The sequence below is a fragment of the uncultured Gilvimarinus sp. genome (genome assembly GCF_963975215.1).
GTDB lineage: Bacteria > Pseudomonadota > Gammaproteobacteria > Pseudomonadales > Cellvibrionaceae > Gilvimarinus.
Genome location: NZ_CAXBFW010000007.1, coordinates 13,136 through 38,316, shown reverse-complemented (window position 1 = coordinate 38,316; position 25,181 = coordinate 13,136). Strand labels below are relative to the sequence as shown.

Annotated in this window: 17 protein-coding genes; 6 read left to right on the top strand and 11 right to left on the bottom strand. The window is 54.0% G+C overall.

Annotated elements, in window-relative coordinates; all coding sequences use genetic code 11:
* Window positions 1–7 precede the first annotated feature (7 nt).
* From AAC019_RS06915 to AAC019_RS06880, 8 genes are all read right to left on the bottom strand, one after another.
* Window positions 8–1,453 carry an exonuclease domain-containing protein gene (locus AAC019_RS06915; protein ID WP_339897914.1) on the bottom strand — a complete coding sequence of 482 codons (1,446 nt, stop codon included), beginning with the start codon at window positions 1,451–1,453 and terminating at the stop codon, window positions 8–10.
* A 228-nt stretch (window positions 1,454–1,681) separates the two neighbouring features.
* Window positions 1,682–3,262 carry a glycoside hydrolase 43 family protein gene (locus AAC019_RS06910; RefSeq protein WP_339897913.1) on the bottom strand — a complete coding sequence of 527 codons (1,581 nt, stop codon included), beginning with the start codon at window positions 3,260–3,262 and terminating at the stop codon, window positions 1,682–1,684.
* A 43-nt stretch (window positions 3,263–3,305) separates the two neighbouring features.
* Window positions 3,306–5,729 carry a glycoside hydrolase family 88 protein gene (locus AAC019_RS06905; RefSeq protein WP_339897912.1) on the bottom strand — a complete coding sequence of 808 codons (2,424 nt, stop codon included), beginning with the start codon at window positions 5,727–5,729 and terminating at the stop codon, window positions 3,306–3,308.
* Between the two features lie 121 nt (window positions 5,730–5,850).
* Window positions 5,851–6,201, bottom strand: a complete 351-nt coding sequence (locus AAC019_RS06900) for a DUF3325 domain-containing protein (protein WP_339897911.1) — start codon at window positions 6,199–6,201, stop codon at window positions 5,851–5,853.
* Entirely contained in the window at window positions 6,201–7,877 is a 1,677-nt protein-coding gene (locus AAC019_RS06895; protein WP_339897910.1) for a PepSY-associated TM helix domain-containing protein, read from the bottom strand. Before AAC019_RS06895 ends, AAC019_RS06900 begins: the two co-directional genes overlap by 1 nt.
* The gene (locus AAC019_RS06890; RefSeq protein WP_339897909.1) at window positions 7,874–8,167 is read right to left on the bottom strand and encodes a DUF3649 domain-containing protein; all 294 of its coding nucleotides are present in this window, start codon (window positions 8,165–8,167) and stop codon (window positions 7,874–7,876) included. The genes AAC019_RS06895 and AAC019_RS06890 overlap by 4 nt, the downstream gene beginning before the upstream one ends.
* 121 nt (window positions 8,168–8,288) lie before the next feature.
* Entirely contained in the window at window positions 8,289–10,454 is a 2,166-nt protein-coding gene (locus AAC019_RS06885; protein WP_339897908.1) for a TonB-dependent siderophore receptor, read from the bottom strand.
* A gap of 95 nt (window positions 10,455–10,549) precedes the next feature.
* Window positions 10,550–11,737 (bottom strand): MFS transporter, encoded by a 1,188-nt coding sequence (locus AAC019_RS06880; RefSeq protein WP_339897907.1) that lies wholly within the window; start codon window positions 11,735–11,737, stop codon window positions 10,550–10,552.
* Window positions 11,738–12,214: 477 nt separating this feature from the next.
* Here AAC019_RS06880 and AAC019_RS06875 point away from each other — a divergent pair, with 477 nt between their 5' ends.
* From AAC019_RS06875 to AAC019_RS06855, 5 genes are all read left to right on the top strand, one after another.
* Window positions 12,215–12,877 carry a (2Fe-2S)-binding protein gene (locus AAC019_RS06875; RefSeq protein ID WP_339897906.1) on the top strand — a complete coding sequence of 221 codons (663 nt, stop codon included), beginning with the start codon at window positions 12,215–12,217 and terminating at the stop codon, window positions 12,875–12,877.
* Window positions 12,874–13,923, top strand: coding sequence for an FAD binding domain-containing protein (locus AAC019_RS06870; RefSeq protein WP_339897905.1), 1,050 nt, complete (start codon window positions 12,874–12,876; stop codon window positions 13,921–13,923). The genes AAC019_RS06875 and AAC019_RS06870 overlap by 4 nt, the downstream gene beginning before the upstream one ends.
* Before the next feature lie 2 nt (window positions 13,924–13,925).
* Window positions 13,926–16,163: a xanthine dehydrogenase family protein molybdopterin-binding subunit gene (locus tag AAC019_RS06865; RefSeq protein ID WP_339897904.1), complete on the top strand. Its 2,238-nt coding sequence runs from the start codon at window positions 13,926–13,928 to the stop codon at window positions 16,161–16,163.
* A gap of 158 nt (window positions 16,164–16,321) precedes the next feature.
* On the top strand, window positions 16,322–17,317 hold the full coding sequence (locus AAC019_RS06860; protein WP_339897903.1) for an XdhC family protein: 996 nt from the start codon (window positions 16,322–16,324) through the stop codon (window positions 17,315–17,317).
* Window positions 17,307–17,942 carry a nucleotidyltransferase family protein gene (locus AAC019_RS06855; protein ID WP_339897902.1) on the top strand — a complete coding sequence of 212 codons (636 nt, stop codon included), beginning with the start codon at window positions 17,307–17,309 and terminating at the stop codon, window positions 17,940–17,942. The genes AAC019_RS06860 and AAC019_RS06855 overlap by 11 nt, the downstream gene beginning before the upstream one ends.
* 99 nt (window positions 17,943–18,041) lie before the next feature.
* Here AAC019_RS06855 and AAC019_RS06850 read toward each other — a convergent pair whose 3' ends face one another.
* The 3 genes from AAC019_RS06850 to AAC019_RS06840 all read right to left on the bottom strand — a co-directional run bounded on the left by AAC019_RS06850 (window position 18,042) and on the right by AAC019_RS06840 (window position 22,480).
* On the bottom strand, window positions 18,042–20,237 hold the full coding sequence (locus tag AAC019_RS06850) for a molybdopterin cofactor-binding domain-containing protein (RefSeq protein ID WP_339897901.1): 2,196 nt from the start codon (window positions 20,235–20,237) through the stop codon (window positions 18,042–18,044).
* Window positions 20,224–20,712 (bottom strand): (2Fe-2S)-binding protein, encoded by a 489-nt coding sequence (locus tag AAC019_RS06845; protein ID WP_339898008.1) that lies wholly within the window; start codon window positions 20,710–20,712, stop codon window positions 20,224–20,226. Before AAC019_RS06845 ends, AAC019_RS06850 begins: the two co-directional genes overlap by 14 nt.
* A 235-nt stretch (window positions 20,713–20,947) precedes the next feature.
* Entirely contained in the window at window positions 20,948–22,480 is a 1,533-nt protein-coding gene (locus tag AAC019_RS06840; RefSeq protein WP_339897900.1) for an ATP-binding cassette domain-containing protein, read from the bottom strand.
* A 1,190-nt stretch (window positions 22,481–23,670) separates the two neighbouring features.
* On the opposite strand from AAC019_RS06840, the gene AAC019_RS06835 reads away from it, so the two are divergent.
* A complete protein-coding gene (locus tag AAC019_RS06835) occupies window positions 23,671–25,176 on the top strand; it encodes an SIR2 family protein (RefSeq protein WP_339897899.1) in 1,506 nt (501 codons plus the stop codon).
* The last annotated feature ends 5 nt before the right edge of the window (window positions 25,177–25,181 follow it).

Genomic DNA, 25,181 nt, shown 5'->3' with positions numbered 1-25,181 from the left:
CTGTTGATTACGCTAAAGGGACTAATGTTAACCCTTTGCCGGGCTTTAACACCACCTTAACCAAATAGCGGTAAATATCACGATCCAGGAGCGCAGCGCCCGTTTGAACTTCGCGTAGGTATTCCCAGTCCGGCTCTCCCGAGCCACTTACCGAGGCCAGCACGCACCAGTTATCAAGCACAAAGACGGTGTAGGCAGGCTCATTATCGTGTGGGTTTTGCTGCTCGACTAAAGCCACAGGGCCAGAGTAGGGCCAGGCTTTTAATGCTTCTTTGCCCAGCGCATCCATCAGCGCGGTATTGTGCTGCAATACTGACCACTCGCCCGTACACAAGCCTTTGCAGCGCTGCAGTTGGCGGCTCATGCATGCGCTTTTTACCGGCTTGGGTGTGACGACAACATGGTCACACAGGCCATATTCTTTGCCGAGCTGTATCAAAGCCTCGCGAGCCTTTTTTTGCGCCGCAAACAGGCCATACATACGGGAGCTGCGAGTCGCCTCCCGCGCGTCAATAATATCGGGGCGAAGCAAGCCTGTCTCATCTTCTTGCAGCTGAATAGTGTATAGCGTGCTGAGCCTGCGCAAGCGCCGGTTGTACAGCGGCTGATGCTTTTTTATCTCTTGCGCCTCGTGCAGCAAAGCGCTGAGCTCACCGGTGGTGCTATGAGCTTTAATATCCCGAATTTGCTGGCACATGGCCATGGCTTTAGCGCTGGCCCGATCGCCACTAAAGTGCGATAACACCCGCGTTTTAATATTGACGCTTTTACCCACGTACAACAAATTCTCGTTGTCGCCATAAAAATAGTAAACGCCTGGGCCGGTAGGTAGTTGCTCAATAATGTCCGGCTCGAGCCCAGGCGGCAGGCTAGGGCGGCGGGTTTGCACCTGGACGGCCGCCATAAAAGTATCGGCAGGCTTTGCGGCGGCGGCCGCTGATAAAAATTGGAAGGTGGCGCGGGCATCGGCCAACGCGCGATGACGGGCATCAACCGCAATGCCAAACCGCTGAATGATAATCTCCAGGCTGTGGCGCTTATGCTCGGGGTAGAGCGCACGAGATAGCTTTACAGTACACAGCAGCTCGAGTGACAGCGGGTAGCCAAGCTCGGCAAAGGCATTGCGCAAAAAGCCGTAGTCAAACCGCACATTGTGGGCAACAAAGGTTTTACCCTGCAACCGCGTGACGATCTCTTTAGCGACTTGCTCAAAACGCGGCGCATCGGCCACCATCTCATCGGTAATACCGGTTAGCCCCTGTATACTGCGTGGGATGTGTATTTGCGGGTTAATCAAGGTGCTCCACTCGCGCACCCCCTGCTCATCCACCTCAATAATGCCAATTTCGGTAATACGATCGCGCGTTACACTGCCGCCGGTGGTTTCGATATCCACAATGGCGAGAGGGCGGTCGAGCCCGGGAAAGTCGGTAGCGCGGGTGAAGTTTTGCAAGTAGTCTCCAGGTCAGCAATTAGGTTGCTTAGCAGCCGATAATACTAACAGGCTATTGAAAAACTATCTGCGTGGCCGCTGCGGCGTTGAAATCAAGCTCAAAATGCTCGTTTATTACTCATAAACTCCGCTTTTTCGCCCAGTTTTGCCTTGCATCGCCTGCCTCGAAAACGTTTCGAGGCAGGCTACTAATCAACTCTTACCGCCACAAGCCGACAGGCTCATTAACTATAAGCTTGGTGGGCGATCAATTGGCTTAAAGGGCGCTAAGCGATAATAATCAAAATCAGCAGAGCCGCCTAACTCTTGCGTCGCAAAGTGAAACAGGCCAAAGCGGTACCCCATAAAGTGAGGCAGGGTGTACTCCATAGTTAGCACCGGCCCGAGTGGTACCCAATCATTACCATTTAGGCTGTAGTAAAATTGTGCCTGATCGGTTTTATCGCGAAACTCGGCGCGAGCTTTAAAGTAAACGTCCTGTTGCTGCAGCGGTAGCGTTGCCAGCGTAGCTGGCTGTTCATTAGCTGTTTGCACCGCAACAATCTCAGTGCCGGTGTCACTGCGTTTTACCCCAATATAACCGTAGTGTTTCTGAATGAGCGCCAATCCCGCCACATCGCCTTGCTGTAAATGACTAATATCGATTTTAACGCTCGCGGTACTTTCCGGGCCAAAGGTTCGCTGCGTTAATGTGTTGCGGGTATCGAGTAAGGTTTTATCGATTCTGCCGTTGCCGAGGCGTAAAAAACCTTCGCGCTCGGTAAGCGACCAGTGCTTGTTGTCGGGGTTGTGATTCCACTGCCACGGCAAAGAAAGCGTATCGGAATTAAATTCATCAGAGGTGACAATACCGGCAACATTTTGGTTGGCGACCGCCATGTCTAAACGCTGCGGCACTTTGCCATCAACCCCAAACACCGGCCAGTTATCTTGCCAGTGGACGGGCACCAGATACGGAATACGCCCCACGGCACCACGGTCGCCAAACAGTAGGCCATACCAATCGCCCGCGGGGGTATCAATTAAGCTGCCTTGGGCGATGCCCTGATCTTGCAGTGCCACTTTACCGGTATAGGGCCCCGTTAGGGATTCCGCTCGATGAACCAGCACCGTACGCATGCCATCTTGTGGCCAGGTAATGGTTAAGAGGTAATAGTAGCCATTTATTTTGCGCAGCTGCGAACCCTCGGCCGGCAACATAATATCGCTCCCGGCCACGGCGCTGGCGTTTTTTATAATCACTTGATTAATGCCTCCGGGCTTAGGCCCGGATAAATCATCGTTAAGTTCAACTAAGCGAATATCACCGCCGCCGTAGACCATAAAGCTACGGCCATTTTCAAAATACAGAGACAGATCGTGTAAATCGGGCGAAAAGTTAACCTCTTGCCAGTTACCCGCGCCGATCTTTTTGGTGGTGTAAGTGTGGGTTTTACCGCTGGTAGCGGAAAAGGTCGAGACATAAAATTGCTCGTTGTGATAACGCAAGCTGCTTGCCCAGCTACCGCGGCCATAGGCGTTCTCGCCGTTTTTTAGGTTCATCGCGTCGTTATCGACCAAACGGTCGTAGGCGTAATCGACTAAAGTCCAGTTAACCAAATCCTTAGAGCGCATGATGGGCACCCCGGGATTCATGTGCATCGTAGTGCTGCTCATATAGTAGGTATCGTCTACCCGAATCACAGACACGTCGGGTACGTCCGCCCATATAATAGGGTTTTGTGCCGCAACCTGAGCCACTGGCTGGCAACCTGTAACGGTTACTAATGCCAGCGCGAATACGACGAAAAAAAGTTTAACGGGCTTCATGGGCTCTACCTTGTCGTTATGTTTTTAAATCGGTTACCGGTTATTAGTGGTTGTATTCCAGTGCACGCCCCACGGTATCCAAATAATAATCGGTGTAAGTGTTGTACTGGCCGCGCGACCACAACACCAACTTGTGCTCGCCACCGTTCACCACCATGGGGCGGATGTTATGGCGATGATCATCAAAAGACAAACGCTGCCAATTGATTGTATCGGTGCTATCCGACTCTGCAACCCGGGCGGTAAAGATCTGGTGTTTGCCGCCCAAGGCTTCGCCGGTGGTCGGGTCAACATCGGTAGAGATCACTACACGCTCGGGGTTGGTAGGGTCTAGGGTAATTAAACCGGTGTAGCTGGCCTCTTGCTCGTACAACCGAGTGCCGGCGTGTGCCACTTCGCGGTCGATCCACTTTTGGCCATCCCACGAGGCAAGGCGGTAGCGCTGGTCATTGTTGGCCAGATACAAAGAGTAGGCGATGTGCGGGTAACCCTTGTCGTCAAAGGCCAGCGCGCTGGTCCATGCACTGTTCTCAGCGCTTAACGCTACACTGCGAAAACCGCCGCCACCGCCGGCAAAAACTTTTTCGGCCTCAGACGGTTTGAGAGGGCCGTCTTTCTCTAGGTTTTTAATCAGGCGGCCATCCACGGTGTAGAAATTGCCATGGCGAAACTCCGCGTAGTAAATGCTGGTGCCGTAATCGCGCGGGTGCGCATCGGTAAAGGATATGCCTATCGTATCTGTACCGTTGCTGGTGTAGCGGCTGTAAGGGCGATGAACGCCCTCAACTTCGTTTTGAATAAAGTGTTGTTCATCGCCCCAGGTTTTACCCTGATTGTTAGAGACCACCATGGTCGGGTTCCAATCGATACCGCGATAAAAGTTGTACAGCTTGCCATCATCAAGCGCATACAAATTCATATAGGTAACGGAATCGTCGTAGCGCTTGATCTGCTCGTCACCCCAGCTTAAAAAATCGTCACTGCTTGAGACGCGATAGTAGTGTTTGTTTTCGGTGCTGTGACGGGCGTAAACGCTTAATACCCGGCCGTCGGGGCGAGCGTAAAAAACCGGAGAGTTGTGGTCGTCGTGATCAAACTGATCGTGCAAGGTAGTGCGGCCCAGCAAGGCGTCACGCTCTAAATCGTAAACGCCTACGGCCGCGTCACCGCGACCGTTTCCGGCGACACCGCCCACCAGCAATTTGCCGTTGTGGACGATGGCGCGGGGGTCCTGAAACCAGCACCACCCGCTGTTGTACATAAATGTACGTAGGTCAGTTACTTTTTTTTTAGGCTCGTCGTTCAGCAGCTTATACAGCTCGCTGCCCGCCGCTAAAAAAGCGCCGATGCCATACACTTCGGTGTAGTCAGGGAAAGAGTCGCCGGGTGCGGCGCCTACGGGTTGTACATGCCCCAACAGACCTTTTTCGGTTACCGCGCCCGACAATGCCTGCCAGGCACGCAGAACCGAAGGCTCGTAAGTTTCGCGATCGAGAATGCCTTGGTTGATACCCCAAGCCAGGCCAAAGGTAAAGAATGAGGTGCCGCTGGTTTCCATAATGGGGTAACCCTCGGTTCCACCGAGCAGGCCCATAGACCAGGTGCCGTCATCGCGTTGAATTTCTAGCAGCCGAGCAGCCATTTCTTTATACAGGTCGATGTAAAACTCGCGCCCCTCCCAGTTGGCAGGCAAGTCGGGAATCATCAGCGCAAGCCCGCCAAATACCCAGCCATTGCCGCGCGACCAGAAAATGTCCTCGCCGTTTTTCTCACTTTTGGTAAAAAAGCTCGAATCGCGCCAGAACAGATGGTCTTTTTCACTCCACAGCAAGTCGTAAGTGGCGTGATACTCCTGATCCATAAATTCCAGGTACTTAGAGTCGCCGGTCACCTTCGCTAAGCGCGCCCAAACGGGAGGCGCCATAAACAAGGCATCGCTCCAGCCCCAGCGGTCGTGGGCGTGGGTGTCTTCGGCCAGCCAGTCCAGAGTGCCGGTTTTAGGGTTTCCTAAAATCCAGTCAAACTGCTCGCGGGTGGGCTCCAGCATCTTAGGGTCGTTAAAGTCCTCATACAGCGCCAGATAGAACTGGCCCACGGTATGGTCGTCGGCGTGGTAGGGCCGCTGGTGCAGCGCCCAGTCGTTTCGCTCGCCGATCTCGATCAGCCAGTCAGTGTATTTTTTGGGGTTATCGGCCACTTGGCGCCACTGATTCATACCCGCGTAGAGCGCGCCGTGGTGCCACTCCAAATCGTGGTATTGCTCGCGGTTCATCCAATCCGGGGGAATAGTAGGCAGGGCGCGATATTTGCCTTGCTCGTAAAAGGTTGCTATTTGCCAGTCAGCGACTTTTTGGGTCAGCGCTTTTACGGACTCAGCCGACAGGGTAGGGGGAGCTTGTGTTATCGATGTTGGCGTACACGCCGCCAAGCATAGCCACAAAGCGCAAAACATTATCTGTCGCATCATGCAAACCTTATTCGTTAGTTATTATGCTGGTCCCGCATGGCGTAGACCATCGCGACCCCTATATTAGTATTATATTACATATAGGAAGTCGAGATCACAACTAACAGAGTAAGGATTACAGTTAGACGTAGCTGACGGCGAATACAACCAGAGCAATACCACCACTGCCTAAACCGACTGCGGCGAGCCGCGTTATCCGGTAAGACGCCAACAATAGCACCGGCACGGCACCCGCCGTTAAGCAACCCAGGGCGGCCACAAGCCCAAAACTCCAACCCTGCCGCGCAACCGTTACCAGCAGCACCAGCGCTACCAGTAACCAACCTAGCCTGCGGAAAATACGCGGGGGTAACGGCAATCGGCCGCCGGACTTACTAAGGTCAAACGCATGGCGGTTCATGGCTAAGCACAAACAAGCCATAGCGCTAACGCTTAACAGCGATACCGCCAAGAGGAATAAGTTATCGGCCATTATGAATTACTCCCCACGGCGTCTCGCTCAATGCCTTCCTGGTTATTTGCGTTGCCCCGTGGTTTACGCAGCGGCACCTGGGTGGTGCTCGCGCGGTAGCGTGATGCCCGAACGCGCCATGCCGCCCAGGTAAACCCAACGCCAATCACAAAAACGCTAATATCAAAACCGGCAAACACCCAGTCGCCACTCGTTAAGCTTTGCAGCAAATGACGCTCGGTAGTCAGCGCATTTAACACCGGCAGGGCGGCAAATAGTACACCGGTGGCTGCCAGCAGCTCCTGCCACGCCTTAAGTCTTGGCCGCACCGCGGCATACAGCAACATAGCCAGCCAGGTTAAAAACAAAATGTGAACCTCCCACTCGCCGCGCCCGGCCATATTCAAGGGCAGTAAGCGATTTGCCCAAAAGTAAGTTGCCATGCCAGCGGGCAGGCCCGCGATGGTACCGATGTTTAATTTCTCGACCAGCACCAACCCACGGTGAGTTTGACCCGGCTTGCGCTCGGCTTTTTTACGCCGTTTAGCCGTCCACAAAATTAACCCGGTTGCCACCATGCCGGTGCCCAAGACGCCGGACAAAAAATACAGCCAGCGCAGGGCGGTACCGGCAAACAAGCCCTCGTGCAAACCAAGAAACACATCGCGCACATGCTTGGCCATCGAGGCATCAGCCGGCTCTATGTGTAAAAGATTGCCCGTCACACCATCAAACACCAGGCGCTCACCACTGGTGCTAACCGTTTGGTCGATACTCTCGTACAACACCACCCGCGCATTGGCATCTTGTGGGTGATGAACGTCCACCACCTGAACCCGGCCCGGGCCCCAGCGCTGTTCCGCCTGATTAATAACATCGGCAAAGGGCGCCAACGGGGCAGGGGTGTTAGCGGCGTCAACAATGCCCGGCGGGTCAAACACTTCGGCATAAAATTGGCGCCGGCCTTCATCGCCATAGTGCGATGCGACGATCAGGGGCATCAGTGAAAACCCCATAAACAATAAACCCGAGTAGGTGATCATTAAATGAAAGGGCAGTGCAAACACACTAAAAAAGTTATGCGCATCCAACCACGAGCGCTGGCCTTTGCCGGGCCTGAAGGTAAAAAAATCGACAAATATTTTTTTATGAATAATGATGCCGGTAACGAGCCCCACCATCATAAACAAGGTGGCAACGCCAATAATCCAATCGGAGTATCCGCGCCCTAGGTAGTGCAGGCGCCAGTGCATTTGGTACAGGGTTTGCCCGCCACCGGTATCGCGCGGGGTTAGCGTCTCACCGGTGGTAGCATCCAGCGTTAAGCGCCCACGGGCCGAGCTCGCGCCCGCCTCCTCTGAGGCACCTTGCCAAAACACGCTAGGGTAAAGTTGGTTGCGCCCTGCAGGCAAACTAATGTACCAACGTTCGGCTTGCGGCGCCTCTTGCTCTAAGCGGGCTCTTACCACATTGGCGGTTTCCAGTGTGCTTAACGGAGCCTCGACCATAGGAAGCTCTGGCTGCATCCAGCGATCAATCTCGGTATCAAAATACCCGGCGGTACCTGTGACAAAAATTAAAAACAGCACCCAGCCTAAGGTTAAGCCAACCCATGTGTGCAACCAGGTCATGGCTTGGCGAAAGCCGCCATCAGGTGAGGCGGCGGCTTTTTTATTACTCGGTGACGATTGACTCATAAGCCCACGCTCGCTAACACATTCACACCCTTAGCCTGACAAAGGCCCGCCAGAATGAGCGCCGTGATCAACAATACACACCAGGCGCGCAGCGGCTTGCGTACCGCGCAAACCCACATAATGGCAGCGACGTACACCGCGAAACTGACCAGGTTACCCAGCAACACGGCATCGCTTTTACTGGCCGGTAAAATAGCGGCAAGAAAAATACCCACGGCGCTGGCCAAGGCGTAGCCGCCCAATAATGCCGCGCCAATTAATGAGACAAGGCGCCAACCGGTTAAGCCCATAACGAATTCCAATACGAACGATAAAACGTAAAAAGCCCGCGGGTAGGTGCAAATAGCACATACCCGCAGAGCTGTAGAGTAACGATTACTGTCACGCTAATACGCGACACCTAACCGTGGGTTAGAAGTTATAGTTTATCGAAGCAGTAATATTGCGCGGCTCGCCATACTCTAATTGGCTGTAAAACCCAATTTGGCTGTAGTAGGTTTCATCCAACACATTGTCCGCGTTTAGCTGTACTGATGACTGAGATGAAATATCGTAGCGCGCCATTAGGCTTACCAGCGAGTAAGAATCTTGCTGCAAACGCTCGGCGTTGCCGCTTATCGGGTTTGTGGCGTTGGTATAGTTACTGCCTTGCCAGTTAACACCACCGGCCACGGTTAACTTATCGAGCCCGCCGCCAAAACGGTAAGTGGTATATAGTTTTAATAACTCGTCGGGCTGATTAGTGTTTACCGCTGTGCCATCAGCGTCTTCGGCATCAAACTTGGTGTAGCTAAAGCTCACATCCCAACCGTCGGTAATTTCACCTACCACTTCCAGCTCTACACCGGTAGACTCGGCGCCTTCAGCCGGGCGATAAGCCTGTGCGGGCGGCACTGAGCCGGGCACTATCTCGTCGCCATCGGCTTGCGCCAGATTATCCTGCACCACGTTAAATAGTGTCACCGTGGTGTGCAGCGCATCGTCAAAGAAGCGGCTTTTTAAACCGAACTCGTAGTTGGTGCCGGTAATGGGGTCCAGCAAATCACCGTTGCGGTCGCGGCTGTTTTGCGGCGAAAAAATCTCGGTGTAGCTGGTGTAAAGCGAGTGATGATCGTTAATCTCGTACACCAGGCCGGCGTAAGGGGTAAAAATATCATCGTTGCCATAATCCACGGGCGAGCCGTAACTAACGCCGGTTTGCTCCCAATTTGAAATACGTCCACCCAGGATCACTTTAAACACATCCGTCACCGCTAAGCGCGTCGCGCCGTACACCGCCTCTTGCGTAATGTTCTGATCGGCCGCAACGGATTGCTCACCCCAGGTCGGCTGCGGGTAGCTGCCATCCCACTCAAAAAAGTTACCTACCGGAGCCACATCGGTGCGGGCGCGGGTTTGCGAGATAAAATCCTGCTCACTGCTAATGGCGCCAACGGTTAGATCGTGCTGATTGCCAAACAATGAATAGCTACCACTTAACTGGGCGCTATAACTCATTTGATCGCGCTCTGTCTCGGCGTTGTAAGGCGAGGGGTTAAGACCTTCGCCCGTGTCGCGATCAACCGTGCCCGACATGTAAATAAGCATCAGGTCCGCTTCGTTTACATTGCGGTTAACGTTTAATTTTAACTGCCAATCACTGCCAAAGTTGTAAATGACATCGGCAAACTGGTTTTGTACGGTCGAGGCCCAGGCGGTCCAATCGGCGCCAATGGTTTTAGAGCGCTCCCAATCCGTACGGCTGCCATCGCTGTACCAGGTGGGTAAGCCACCCCAGGTCGAGGCGGTGGGTTGATTGTCTTGATAACTCGCACCCACGCGCACTAACAAATTGTCGGTTAGGTCGGCATCGAGCACGCCATAAAATACGGTGGTTTCATCACCGGCCAAATCGCGAAACGACTCGCCATCTTCATAACTCACCACCGCGCGGCCGCGCACCGAGCCACTGCGATTTAAACCGGTGGCCACATCGGCGGTGGCCGTATAAGTGTTCCAGCGCCCGGCCGAGGCATTAACATAACCGGTCAAGGTTTTACTGTCGGCGTGCTTGCGCACCAAGTTAATCGAGGCCGAAGGGTTACCGGCGCCGGTTAACAAACCGGTCGCGCCGCGCACTACCTCAACGCGCTCATACAGGGCGGTATTAGACTGGGTTTCGCCGGCGTCGCCACCCGAGCTCCAGCTCATGGGAATACCGTCAATCTGGTAGTTATCAATGGCAAAACCGCGGGCCGAAAAGCGGTCCCGCGAGCTATCGCTGGATACCGACGAGATACCCGCCGCGTTATTCACGATATCGGTCAGTGAGCGCAAGTTCTGATCTGAGATACGCTCCGAGGTCATCACACTAACCGATTGCGGCGTCTCGTAGAGGGTTAAGCCAAGGCCGGTGGCCGTGTCGAGCTGATCGTTAGTGGTGAAACGGCTGGTGATCAGAACTTCTTCAATATCCGAGTCTGATTCAGCGCGATCACTCTCTGTTTGAGCGTGCGACACAGCGCTAATCGCGGCGCTTAGCGCCAGTAAAGCGTAACCGGGCAGAGCATTGCGACGCGAAAAATAGGTAAAAGACATAGCGACCCCCAAGTCGAAGTAAATCCAAGGGGGTAATATTAATGATAAGTACTATCATTTGCAATGGAAATAATTAAACCAACCATCACTATTCGTTAACGCTCATCCAGCACATACAATTTACGGCCGGCACCCAAGCCCGCCGCAATTGCAATACAGCCAATTAAACCAAGAAACAAGCCGGTAACCTCCCAGCCGTGAAACACATCGTGCAGTAATCCGGTTAACAACGGGCCCGACGACGCAAGCGTATAGCCAACGCCCTGCGCCATACCCGATAGCCGGGCCGCCGTATCGGCGTCGCGGGCCCGCACAGCCAGTAAGGTTAATGCCATACTAAAGGTCCCGCCTTGACCCAGGCCCAATATTACCGCCGAAACCCACATCAAGCTAAGCGGCGCATAGATACAACCGGCCAGCCCGAGTAGGGTGAGCACGACCACCAGCACGATCATAAAGCGCTGATCGCGCATATAGCTCGATATCCAGGGCGCGGCAATCGCGGTAATCACCTGCACCATAATCGACACCGACAACGCCAGCCCGGCGGCCACGGCATCGACGCCGCGATCTTGTAAAATCGAGGGTAGCCAGCCAAACACGGTATAGGCCAAGGCCGACTGCAACCCCATATAAAGGGTTACCTGCCATGCGAGCGAATCGCGATACAACGACTTTTTAGGCGCGCCAACGTTTTTAGGAAAGTGCTTAGCCCCTAACTGCAGCCACCATACAACGGCCGCAATAGCCGCCGGCAGCATCCAAAACCCAAGGGCGGGGCGCCAATCGCTGTTAAACAGCAACCGTAACGGCTCGGTTGCGCCCGCCGCCATGGAGGCGCCAAAACATAACAGCGCGGTATACAAGCCGGTCAGTAAGCTAACGGAGTTGGGAAAGTCGCGCTTGACGATCCCTGGCAGCAATACGCCCATCACGCCAATACAAGCGCCCGCGGCGGACGAGCCAATAAACAACCCCGCCACACCCAAATAAGGGCGAGCAAGTAAAGCGACTGCCAGCAACGCCACCGCCAGCAGCACCGTGCGCTCCATACCAAGCCGGCGGGCCACGATCGGCGCCAAGGGTGCCGCCAGCCCTAAAAACAGCACCGGCAAGGTGGTCAAAACCCCCAGCCCCGAAGGCGTTAGCGACAAATCATCGCCGATTGTGCGCAACACCGGCGATACGCTCGTCAGTGCCGGGCGCAAATTTAACGCAACCAGCATTAAGCCGAGTAATGTTAAAAAAATGTGCCTGGTAGGCGTGGCGGTGGGGGATGTCATACACAAGCTTCCGGGAGAGAGTGCAACGTATCGATGTGAGCAACACGCTAAATAAGAGGCGGAATTATACAGGTCATTACCGACCGGGATAGAAAAGAAAGGAAAAGGCGCGCTTTAATCAATTTACCATCGATCTACAGCATGAACGTCTATTAACGTTGCTGGAACGCTCTTTGCTGTCCTTCATCACTCTGACGTTTGTTATGGGTCAGCTGGAGCGCGCGATGATCACGTTAGGCTATACCGACGCCGCCAACACAGCCGAGAACGCCCGTATTGGCGCCGTTACGATGGCGCTTGAACGATCAAACCGATTAAGGATGGTTTGTCGCGTTGTACCGCAAGCGGATTTCTCTGCCAAAGGCGTTGCGAAGATTACAAACCCCCTTAGAGCGTTTGAAAATCGTACAAACTAAATACGGTGCGTATGGTTAGTCATTAAGGCGCATCAATTACCAACCACTTTTGGGAGTGCTTATGAACCGCGATGATAAAAAGGCCAGCGACTCGTCAGGCGCCATAGGCGTCTGGCCAAGGCGCGACTTTCTTAAGGGCGTTGGCTTGGCGGCCGGCGCCGCGGCTACCACCTCGGCCTCGGCGGCCACGGCATCTCAACCGGCCGAGCAATCATCAGTCACGCCCACTCAGCGCGAAATCACCCTCACCATTAACAAGCAAAAAGTCACCCAGCCTATTGATAACCGCACCACATTGGTCGATCTATTACGCGAGCACCTAGCCATGACCGGCACTAAAAAAGGTTGTGACCACGGTACTTGCGGGGCCTGTACTGTGCATGTCAATGGTCAACGGGTGTTGTCTTGTTTAACACTGGCGGCAACCATCGACGGCGCGGACGTTACGACGATTGAAGGGCTCGCTCAAGGCGACGAACTGCACCCCATGCAAGAGGCTTTTTTACGTTGCGACGGCTACCAGTGCGGTTACTGTACGCCCGGACAAATTATGTCGGGGGTAGCCTGTATTGAAGAAGGGCACGCGAGCGGGTCAGCGGAAGAAACTCGCGAATGGATGAGCGGCAATTTGTGTCGCTGCAGCGCCTACCCGAATATTTTAGCCGCCGTTAGACAAACCTCTGGCGCCGAGCCCGCCGGCGACCCTGCGGAGCAAACCTCATGATTCCTTTTGACTATCACAATGCGCAAACCGTAAAAGAGGCGGCCACACTCATCGATCATCGCTCGGTGCAAGCCATCGCCGGCGGTACCACCATGATCGACCTTATGAAGCTGAACGTATTAACACCTGCCTCTGTAGTGCACGTGCGCGACGCATTACCCTCTGGTGTTTCATCCGATGGCCACTCACTAAACATTGGCGCCGCGACCACGATGGCTGAGCTTGCCGATGCCGAGAAAGGGGGAAGGGCATTTCCCGTCATCAGGCAGTCGCTTATCCTCGCCGCATCGCCGCAAATCCGCAACATGGCCACTATAGGCGGCAACCTTCTGCAGCGCACACGGTCGCCTTACTATCGCCACCCCGATATGCCAATCGACGGCCACACCATTAAAAACCATGGCGAGGGCGTCGACACGGCGATGCTTGCAGTGCTTGGCAACAATGGCCGTCTGGTGGGTATGTACCCCGGCGACTTTGCCATCAGTGCCGTCGCATTTGATGCGGAGTTGGAGTTAAGCAACGGCGAAGTAAAACGCCGTATTAAAGCGCGTGATTTTTATCAAACACCGCAGCAAAAAGAGTTTCAGTATTCGACCAAAATTAAACCCAACGAGGTAATAACCTCGGTTATTTTCCCGGTATCGGCGAGCTTAAAAAATAGCTATTACTTTAAAATTCGCGAGCGCAGCAGCTATGCCTTTGCCCTCGCCAGCGCCGCCGTAGGGCTGGAAATACACAACGGAGCAATCCGCAGTGCCAACGTTGGTATTGGTGGGCTGGGCTCCATCCCCTGGCACAGCAAAGCCGCCGAGCAAGCCTTGATAGGCCAGGCACCCACTGATGAGGTGTTTCGTGCGGCAGCGCAAGCGGCACTTGCCTCTGCGCAGCCGCCAGCAGGACTAGAGTATAAGGTGTTGCTCGCCAAACGCACGCTGGAACGGGCGTTACAAACACTGCGTGATGAGGGACCGTTAGATGATGACGCACTCTGGGCCCGGCAACACGGCCGCTCCGATACCCAACCGACGCAACGGGGAGTATAACCATGGCTTTTAAATCGATCGACTATAGCGGCACGGTTGGAAAATCTCTGGTACGAAAAAGCGGCCGGGAAAAAGTCACTGGCGCCGCCACTTTTACCGCCGAGCACCAACCAGACAGGATGCTGCACGCGGTAGCCGTTACCAGTAATATCGCACGCGGCAAAATCAAGTCTATCGACACCCGCGCGGCAAAAAACCTGCCGGGAGTTCAGGCAATATTGCTGCCCGACAACGTCCCGCCCTTTAACCGTATTAAAACGTTTAACGACTCTGGCGTGAAGCATTCACTGGCCAGTAACGTATTTCCGGCGGCCGAAACCGAGGTATTTTACGCCGGCCAATACGTGGCGGCTGTGATCGCCGATACCTTTGAAACCGCCCGCGATGCCGCACTGCTGGTGAAGGTTACCTACGAGACCCAAACGCATGTAACCAACATTGACGATGCTCCTGCAGACGAGCGCCCTGAAAGCCTTATGGGTGCACCCGCTGTCATCACTAAAGGTGACGACGCACAACAGGCATGGCAAGCGAGCGCAGTAAAAATTGAGGCGGATTATCGGCTGTATGGTAACCACCACAACCCTATTGAACCGCACGCCACCATTGCGCACTTTGGCAAAAAAAACGGCAAGCCTTTCTTAACCGTTCACGACACAACACAAAGTTTAGCGCCGGGGCAGGCTACTTATGCAGCGCTATTCGACCTTGCCCCCGAGCAGGTACAAGTTATATGCCCCTACGTAGGCGGGGCGTTTGGCTCTAAAGGCGCCATGTGGCCGCAGGCCGTGTTAGCCTGTTTGTGCGCAAAGCTGGTCGATGCGCCGGTCAAAGTGGTCGCCACTCGGCAACAAATGTACGGCGGCACAGGGCACCGCTCCCCCTTTCGCCAGCGGGTGGCGCTTGGTGCCGATAAAGACGGGACTATTCAGTCCATCATCCACACTGGCGTCGCCAGTACCTCGCGCAAAGACATTTACAACGAAGCCTTTACCATGGCAACCCGGATGATGTATCGCACACACTCATTGCACCTAGAGCAAAGCCGCTGTCGGCTAGATACCCAATTACCGACCTTTATGCGCGCGCCACCAGAAACACCCGGCTTGTACGCGCTTGAGGCCGCGGTGGATGAATTGGCGACAGAACTAAAAATGGATCCGATCGAGCTGCGCATTAAAAATGAGCCGGAGGTAGACCAACACAGTGGCAAGCCCTTTAGCAGTCGCTTGCTGGTAGATTGCCTGCAAAAAGGGGCCGAGCGCTTTGGCTGGAGCAAACGTGCCGCCGAACCGCGCAGCAAACGCGACGGCCATTGGTTAATTGGCATGGGCGTGGCGTCCGCCACGTACCCGCACAACGTATTTCCCACACAGGTAGACGTAACCCTTAATGAAAACGGTACGGCCGATATTGCGTGTTGCACACAAGAGTTAGGTACCGGCACTCGCACCGCACAAAGCCAACTCGCCGCCGATATGCTTGGCCTGCCCATCAAAAAAGTTAACATGCGCTTAGGCGATACCTCGCTACCACCGGGCGGCATCTCTGGCGGCAGCGCGACCACGGCCAGTGTCGGCGGCGCCATTCGCAATGCCGTCGAAAAAATAAAAGAGCAGCTATTGACTCTTGCACAGCAGCAAGGTGAGCTTAAAAGCGCATCACTCGAAGATATCCATTTCGCCCAAGGGGCCATAACGGACGGGCAAACACGTATCGCCATGGATGATTTGCTAGAGCAAGCCGGCAAACCGAATCTTACGGCTCGCGGTAGCTTTAAAGGCCCGGAGGAGCAAAAATATTCGCCGCACTCTTATGGCGCAACGTTTGTTGAAGTCGCGGTGGACGAGGAGCTGGGGTTAGTCAGGGTGCGCCGTATGCTCGGTTGTTACGCCTGCGGTACTATTCTTAATGCCCGCACCGGTCGCAGCCAATTTATTGGCGGCATGGTCATGGGGATTGGCCACGCACTGCAAGAGGCCACTCACTGGGATCACCGTTATGGCCGAATTACCAACGATAATCTGGCGGAGTACCACATACCCGTTAACGCGGATATCCCCGACTTAGACATCATGTGGATAGACACCCCAGACTTCAACGCTTCACCCATCGGCGCCAAAGGCATTGGCGAAATTGGCATTACCGGTGTGGCGGCAGCAGTGAGCAGCGCAATCTACAACGCCACTGGTAAGCGCTTGCGCCAATTGCCCATAACCCCAGAAATGGTCATGAGCTAAGACCACTTTGCTAAAAGCTGGTGTTACCGTAAGCAATTTCGATGGCGTCTGTCGTTCGGCCACGACAAGTATCGCGCTGCACGGCCGTATTTTCGGCAGTCGTTCCTTATTAGCCTGTATAATAACTGAAAATTTGTTGGGTAAAACTTAGCACCATTATGCAAAACTTGGATAAACACGTAATTTCTCAGGCGCTGCAATGGCTGCATAACGGTGAGCCGATTTGGCTGTGCACCGTACTCGCCACCTTTGGCTCGTCACCGCGCGAGCCCGGCTCGTTAATGGCCGCCACACCCGATGGCAAGCACGTGGGCTCACTCTCGGGCGGGTGCGTAGAGGAGGACTTCTTGCAGCAGCTGGGTGACGGGCGCTTTCAAAAAACGGTCGAGCGAATTCGCTACGGCGCCGAAGGTAATATGGGCAACAATCGGGTTACCTTACCCTGTGGCGGCAGTCTGGATGTATTAATAGAAAAGCTAGCGCCTACGCCCGCGAATACCGAGCACCTGCAAAACCTATTGGCGACCCTTGATGGAAAAGCGGTCAAAACACGCCGGGTGGTACTCGATGATTCAAAAGAAAGTAACGCTACATCGTTACTGCACGATCAGCCCCAAAGCGAGCGCGTCTGGCTAGACCCGGATGAGCGGTTTGTGGATATCCGGGTGGGGCCGGTATCGCGCCTGATTATTGCCGGCGTCTCAAGCGTGTCTATCTATTGCGCCGAATTTGCCTTGGCAATGGGGTTTGAAGTAATCATTTGCGACCCGCGCGAAGAGGCCTGGGCGAATGTTAACATGCCGGGAATACGCGCCGAATACGTGCTTCCCTCACTGTTTATCGCAGCGCCGGATGCCTGCCACCATGCGACTGCCATTGTTGGTTTAACCCACGATCCACGCATTGATGACCTGGCAATGATTGAGGCGGTGCAAACACCGGCTTTTTACATTGGTGTAATGGGCTCTCATAAAACATCGCAAACCCGAGCCGAACGTTTGCAGCGCACCGGCGGTTTAACCGCGGCGGAAGTCGCGCGCATTCATATGCCCATTGGCCTGGCGCTTGGCAGCAAAACACCCGCCGAAATTGCGCTGGCCGTTATGGCCGACATACTGCGAGTACAGCGGGGTAAAGAGCGCAATGCGCTTTAATAGTAGCGCCGTTCAAAACGATCAGATTGTGGCTTTAATCGTCGCGGCAGGTTATTCCACTCGCTTTGGTGACAACGATAAACGCGCTGCCAAACTTAACCGGCAACAAACGCTGCTGGCGGCAAGCTACCACTGTGCCGCCAGCTTTTTTAAAAACGTCCGGGTGATTATCCGCGATGAAGATGATATGAGTACTCTGGGCTTAGCGCCCAATACGCCGGTATACCGAACACCACATGCGCGACAGGGTCAGGGCGCCAGCATGGCGGATGGTTTCCAGGCGCTATTGTCCGACGCGTCACTAAGCAACCTACAAGCCGCCGCCGTATGGCTGGGTGATATACCCTATATTTCACCAACCACCTTAACGCAACTTGCTCACAAAGCTAACGCTGACAATATTATTAGGCCAATCTGGTCGGGGCAGGTGGGTCACCCGGTAATCTTTGGGCGCTTTTTTTGGCCCGCGCTTACTGCGCTTAATGGCGAGCAGGGCGGCTTAAAGCTGATCAAACAGCACCCGGAGTGTTATCAAGAAATTGAGGTAAAAGATGCCGGCGTGTGCCGCGACATTGATACGCCAGAAGATTTACACAATATTCACAGCAGCGCCAAAGCCGATTAACAAAAGCGCCGTGCACGGTGGCGATTTTAGATACGCCCCCTTTAGATACGCGCCATTTTAGATAGGCGCCCCACAAAATTAAACACAGGGCGCCACGGTTTAGCTTACCGATAAATCGGTATTTTTGAGGGGAATGTTACGCACGCGCTTACCGGTTGCGGCAAAAATCGCATTTAGCACGGCCGGCGCGGCAACCGCGATAGTGGGTTCACCCACGCCACCCCAAAAGCCGCCGGAGGGCATAGTAATCACTTCCACCTCGGGCATCTCATGCAATTGCATTACCTGGTAGGTGTTAAAGTTTTCCTGCTCAATACGGCCATTTTTAACGGTGCACTCGCTGGCAAGCATGGGCGACAAACCATACACAAACGAGCCGGCCACTTGCGCCTCAATTTGCTGCGGGTTAATGGCATAGCCCGGGTCGGTGGCGGCGACAATCCGATGTATTTTTAACTTGCCATCGGTCACCGACACCTCGGCGGCGGCCGCCACGTAACTGCCAAAACCTTTAACCTGAGCGATACCGCGGTAAACACCCTCGGCGGGTTTCTTGTTCCAGCCGATACCCTCGGCCGCCGCTTCAAGTACGGCCAGATGTTTGGGGTGATTGGCCATCAACTTGCGCCGAAACACCAGTGGATCTTTGCCGGCGGCGTGGGCTAATTCGTCGATAAAGCTTTCCATATACAGCGCGTTTTGGTTGAGGTTAACCCCGCGCCAAAAACCCGGGCGAATGTGCGGGTTAACCATCACCTGATCCACCAGCAAATTAGGCACGCTGTAACCCAGCGCCATATCGCCGTCCGGGTCTAGCCCCTGGTACATCACCGGGTCGCCTTTATCGCCAATGCCCTTGGGGTTAACGTGCGCTAAAATCGATTGCCCCGAAAGACGCATATGCAACGCTTGTAAATCGCCGTTTTTATCCAGGGTTGCGCGCATGCGGCATTGCGTTACCGGGTGAAAATGGCCCTGCAACATATCCTCTTCGCGGGTCCACAGTAACTTGATAGGCGTGTCGGGAAACTGTTTGGCCACCAACGTTGCCTGACGCACATAATCGGTCGCCAACCGGCGGCCAAAACTACCGCCAATGCGCATGGTGTGCACCTCGCACACCTCCTGTGGCAGTTCGGCGGCCTCTGCTAGTGCGGCCAACGCCGACTCGGGCACCTGGGTTGCACCCCACATTTCGCAGCCGTTTTTGCGCCAGCGAACGGTCGTGCTCATGGTCTCCATCGGCGCATGATTTTGGTAGGGGTAACTGTAGTCCGCCTCGATGACTTTTTCCGCATTCGCCAGGCTCGCCGCGGCATCGCCGACTTTATTGCCCACATAATCGGTTTTCGCGCTTAGCCCTGCGTGTAACTGCTTGGCAATTGTCGCGCTCGAGACATTCGCATTTGGGCCCAGATCCCAGTCGACGGGCAGGGCATCCAGGGCTTTTTTGGCGTGCCAAAAAGTATCGGCAACCACGGCCACGGCGTTATCATCCACCCGCACCACGCGCTTTACGCCAGGCATATCTTGCACGGCCTTGGCGTCAAAGCTTTTTAAGGTGCCGCCGTGCACCGGGCAAGCCTTGGGCACTGCAATCAACATACCGGGAAGCGTAAAGTCAGAGCTATAAACCATCGAGCCGTCGACTTTCTCCTGGGTATCCAGGCGCTTAACGGGCTTGCCGGCGATAGTCCATTTAGCAGGGTCTTTTAGCGCAACGGTTTCGGGCGGTTTAACGTCGTTAGCCAAAGCGGCAACGGCGCCGTAGCTGGTGGTTTTACCCGTGCCAATGTGGCTAATTACGCCTTTACTGACGTTGCACTCACTGGCGGGTACTTGCCACTGGCGTGCGGCGGCCTCTACCAGCATCACGCGCGCGGCTGCGCCGCCTTGGCGTAAATATTCATGGGAGCCGCGAATGGCGGTAGAGCCACCGGTTGATTGCGACTTCCAGACGTTGTCGCGCGTTTGGTTTTCGCCCGGTTTTACCATCTCATAACCGACGTTATCCCAGTCGCACTCAAGCTCTTCGGCCACCAACTGCGCCAAGCCCGTAAGCGAGCCCTGGCCCATCTCAATACGGGCGATGCGAATTAACACAGAGTCATCCGGTTGCACCACAACCCAGGCGTTAACCTCCGGCGCCCCTGATTGAGCCAGCGCTGTTTTACCAAAGGGAAACGAAAACCCAAACACAAAGGCACCGGCGGCAACACTGCTGCCTTTAAGAAAATTTCGGCGTGAGGTACTACCGGGCTGATCGAGCGGTAGCGTTGAATTAGGCGTTGGCATCCTGACCTCCATCGGCGTTGCTCGCAAGGCGTTTAGCGGCGGCCTTAATACCCTCAATCACGCGCGGGTAGGTACCACAGCGGCAAATATTGCCAATCTCGCGGCGAATATCATCGTCGCTGGGGTTGGCGTTTTGCGCCAACAAAGACGAGGCGGCCATAATCATGCCCGACTGGCAGTAGCCGCACTGAGGCACATCCAGCTCGGCCCACACATCCTGCACCGGGTGAAACTGCTGTACCCCCAGCCCCTCGATCGTGGTTATTGTTTGCGCTTCCGACACAGCGCCAACCGGCAGCACACAGCTGCGCTGGGCGACGCCATCGATATGAACCGTACAGGCGCCGCACATGGCAATGCCGCAGCCATACTTGGTGCCGGTCAACCCGAGCTGTTCGCGCAGCACCCACAACAAGGGCGTGTCGCTTTCCACCTCTAGTTGCTTAATGGTTCCGTTGATATTGAGCTTCATTATTATTCACTCCTATAATCCGCGGCCAACATGCTGTGGCTGGAATTGGCTGTGTAAAGTAGCTAATCAGTATAGTGCGCAATGCGGCGGCGCAGGGCACTAAAGCGCTAACTTATGTAAATTTGGCCGTGGTGGATGCCGCCTAAAAAACGGCGTTAATTATAGTGCCTCTAGCTGCCAGCCATGCGCTGCAGCCTGCAGCCGCCCGGTCAGCGCCAGCGTGTCTAAAAAGCTATCATCATGAGACACCACCACTAACGCGCCAGCGTAGCTTCGCAACATTTGCTCTAATGCCTGCAATGACGGAAGGTCCGTGGTTATTGGGTTCATCTAGCAGCAACAGTTTAGGCGGTGTATCCGCGTAAATAAGACAGGCCAGAGCCGCTTTCAGGCGCTCACCGCCACTGAGCACTTTGCTGGGTACCGTTATCGTCTGCTCATCCAGCCCCAATTGCGCCAAGCGCATACGTAAATCACCCTCGCTGGCAAAGCGGTTGGCACTTTTGATTTGCTCAAGAACGTTTTGGTTCGCTTTTAGGCTGCGCAACTGCTGGTCCAGGTAGGCCACCTTAGTGGTCACCTGGCATCGGCCTGACACCGGCGACAATTGCCCCGACAGCACACGCAGCAAGGTGGATTTACCGCAACCGTTTGGCCCCAGCACGCCGATGCGCTGCTCGCCACTTAGCGCCAGATTAATGCGGCCGGTAGCGCCCGTCACGTAGGGCAATTGCAACTCTTCCAGCTCAACAACATACCCCTTTGGCATTGAAGGGGCAGGTAGGCCATGCAACACTATGTGCGCGTCATCGTTTACCTGCTGCGCCGCGATAAGCACCTGCTTGTTTAGCTGCGCACGGCTCGCGGAAAAGCTCTTTTGCAACGCACCGGCAGATACTTCGCTACGCTCTTTTTGTCGGTCCAGTAAAATTTTTGCCTGATTGGCGTTTTTACTTTGGCGGTTGCCACGCGCTTTACGTCGCTCGGCGCGCTCGTGTTGTTTGCGCATCGCCAGATCTTGCCGTTTGCGTCCAAGCTTAAGCGCCTCAAGTTTCTTTTTCGCGTTTTGCTGCTCAAGGGCTTTAGCCTCGGCGTAAAAAGAGTAGTTGCCGCCATAGCTGTGCAACCCGTTGGGGGTTAACTCTACAATACGCTCCATAGTTGCCAGTAACGGCCGGTCGTGACTGATAACAAGCAAGCCGCGGCGCCAATGCAGCAGTTGTTCTATTAGCGCCTGTCGGCTGGGCCTATCCAGGTGATTACTGGGCTCATCCAGAATTAAAAACTCTGCATCAGAGAGCAGGGCGCCCGCCAACGATACCCGCATTGCCTCACCGCCACTAAGCACGCCAATCGGCGTGGCGGCATCCAAATGGCCCAGCTGGCAGCGCTCTAACTCAAGCTGTAATTGCTGGCGAATGTCCCAGTGCTCACCCACAATCTCAAAGTCTGTCGCCTGGGTACCGCCCAGCTCAATACGCGTTAAAGCATCAAGTATGTGCCCGATACCGACCAAATCCGCTACGGTAGCGCCACTATCGTGGCCCGTGTGCTGGGCGAGATAATGCACTCGCCCAGAGCACAAGCTCTGCCCGCTGGTCGGTTGGTCTAACCCGGCAAGAATTCGCGCCAGTAAAGATTTACCAACACCGTTGCGGCCAACGAGCCCCGTTGGGCGCACATCAAATTGATCGTTTAAACCAGAAAAAAGCGTTCTGCCATCGGGCAAAACCAAAGACACGTCTTTCAGTGAAAGATGAATATTCGTCATACGCAAATCCCAAAAATGCCAAGAACTCCCCCGGCTAATGGTGGGGGCTGGTGGAGACTGGCCGTTGCAACAACGGCGGCATTAATGGCGCATCGGACAAATACCTCGGTGGGAGTAGACTAAGCCGTTATTTTACACAAGCCTTAAGGCTTGTGCCATACGCCCCACGCCAAGCGTCGCGGGAGATAGATCACATCGAAACCGACGGCCAAACGTCCCAATATAAATGCCCAAAGACTTTGTTTACATGCACTGGAACGCCGACTGGGCCTACGACCGCTTTGGCACTAACCTAAAACCCTGAAATACAAGCGACAACTTCAGGTGCTGCTTAATAAACTCGCCCAGAACCGCTAGCAGCTGAAAGCCAGCCCCCCTGAACCCCAGCTAGGGCCCTGCAGGGCTTGCACCACACCCTCAGAAAGAGTAAATTTGTGCCAAATGGGCCGTAAAAGAACCGGCCACCCCGTACCAAAGGATCTGGACATATGGTGCAAAACACCCCATCAGACGAGACTTATTCGCCGGTCGGCACGCCACGCCGTCACTGGATGCTGAGCGCCCCAGAGGCTTCTGCTGCGCCCGAGACCAAATCCATTCAGGTATCGCCAAGCGCCGGGTGTCGAATCTCCAAGCCCTCATATCTTCCGCCAGGCCTTTGTAATACACCTGCCCCTGCCCAGTCAGCCGCGCAAGAACATCAGCCAGATTCTCGGGCACCGCAACGTGGAGCCCACCAAGATCTACACCAACGTGCTAACTTTCGGTAGGGTGATTTTTCATTGATGGACTGCTTTCGACCCAAAGCGGACAACAACAATTTTTACTCTGACCCCAAAAATCTCGGAGCCCTGTAAGAGATGATTGCAAGGAATGCGTTTGATTACACTGTTAATAAGATACTGGAACGACGCTGTGTGCCCGTTGCCGGTGCGGGTATATCTATGCCAAGTGTCCCGCAAAGCGGGGAGTGGGTTCATCATGTCAATTGGATGGTCAGAGCCCTAAAAGAAGAGCTATTTAAGCTTCGATTGGCCCGATATAAGAGTGTAGATCATGGGGCTATATGCAATTGCTGGTGCTCGCATGAGCTCGAGGTCCTTGGTTATACAACCACTGGTGAAATCTGTAAAGGTGTCTGTTTTTTCTCTGATATTACCAAGGCCGCAAGCGCAAACCAGCTGGGGTGCTTGTCTGAACTGTATCTGTGGGAGTTTGATAACCTTGATGACGCTTATAAGAGTTTGGTGGAGCTTCTACAAATTGATCAGTATCGAGACTTACTGCCCACACCTGCTCATCACCACATAGCAAAGTTGTCGCGAGAGGGGCTGATTAATGAAGTAATAACTACTAACTACGACTGCAACTTTGAGAATGCCTATACTGAATTGAGCGGCGGAAGTAATTCCGACGTGATTTCCTGTCTTGACGATTACCGTAAAAAAGGCGCAAAGATTGGAGAGGTTAATCGTCTAAAGGTCTTCAAGGTTAATGGTTGTGCTGCGCGTCTTACTGATAGTGCTTTTGAAAAGAGATACGAGTCGATACTTCTAACTGAGCGACAGCTCCAGAAATGGCGGAACAGGCAATGGGCTGCCGATGTTTTTAGAGATCGACTTAGAAGTAAATCCCTGATTTTTGTAGGCTTTGGTAGCGACGAGCCACAAGTGCATCACACTCTACAGACTGTTTTGGACGAGTATACAGATGAGCTTGAACACAATGAGCAAGATGTGTTGGAAACACATTCTGCGCCAATAGTTGCAGTTTTTGACGCTTACCCAACTTTTCACCAGCAGCAAATCGTCAATACCTACGCCTTGCACCACAATAATGATCCGCAGGACGGCGATAAGTTAATCATTCGAAACCCCGATAAGGAGCAGAATTTAGCGGCAGATGAGCTGTGGGAGAGGATTTATGAGCGGGTGGCAAGAACTTTGATTGTTGAGGCCTTAAAAACAAGTATTCAGTCAATGAATGCCAGTTTCACTTCTGTCTTACCATTTTCGGTAGTAATTCTTCATCAGGTTATATCAACACTCGAAGGCGCCTTTAAACGCGATTTCGGTTACCATACGGCGACGCCTACCTGGCTGGATTCTATAACTGACGTTTTCTGCGCTGCCCGCGAAAATCAGGGTCCATATTCTGCACTAGCCGCCAGTTTATCCAGGCTCAATGGTAGACCGACGAAAGAATATGATCCTATAAATGAAAACAGGGCTCTTATGTCCGAGTTTTCAACCTTATTGTTTTTATTTGAAGGCCTCCTTTCTCCAAGTTCAGAAGAAGAGCTAGAAGGTGGTATGGTGTTATCTTTCAAACCTTCTAGGGCGGGAGTCACCGGCTATAAGGTCCTTTATCTTAATGCAAACCCCTCCTTTGTCTCTTCCGGCGATGAAGTGAGTGTTCCGAGTGGTAATAATCATCTGGCTCTCGCTTTAGGGCAGGCTGGTTCGCATGTTCGGCCAAGTCTTCGAAGAGTTATTAATAAAAATTCTACAGCAGGTTCTATCACCCCAAAGACAATAGTGACTTTGGGGTGGCAACATATTTTTCACCAAAAGCCTTATGACGGGAACAAAGACACAGTCGCAGATACGATCCTAGATGCTGTTGACTCTCCCACAAATTACTTTTATGCCAACCAGCCGAGTATCAAGCGGCGAACCTACTTGCGAGAAGCTTAAGAATG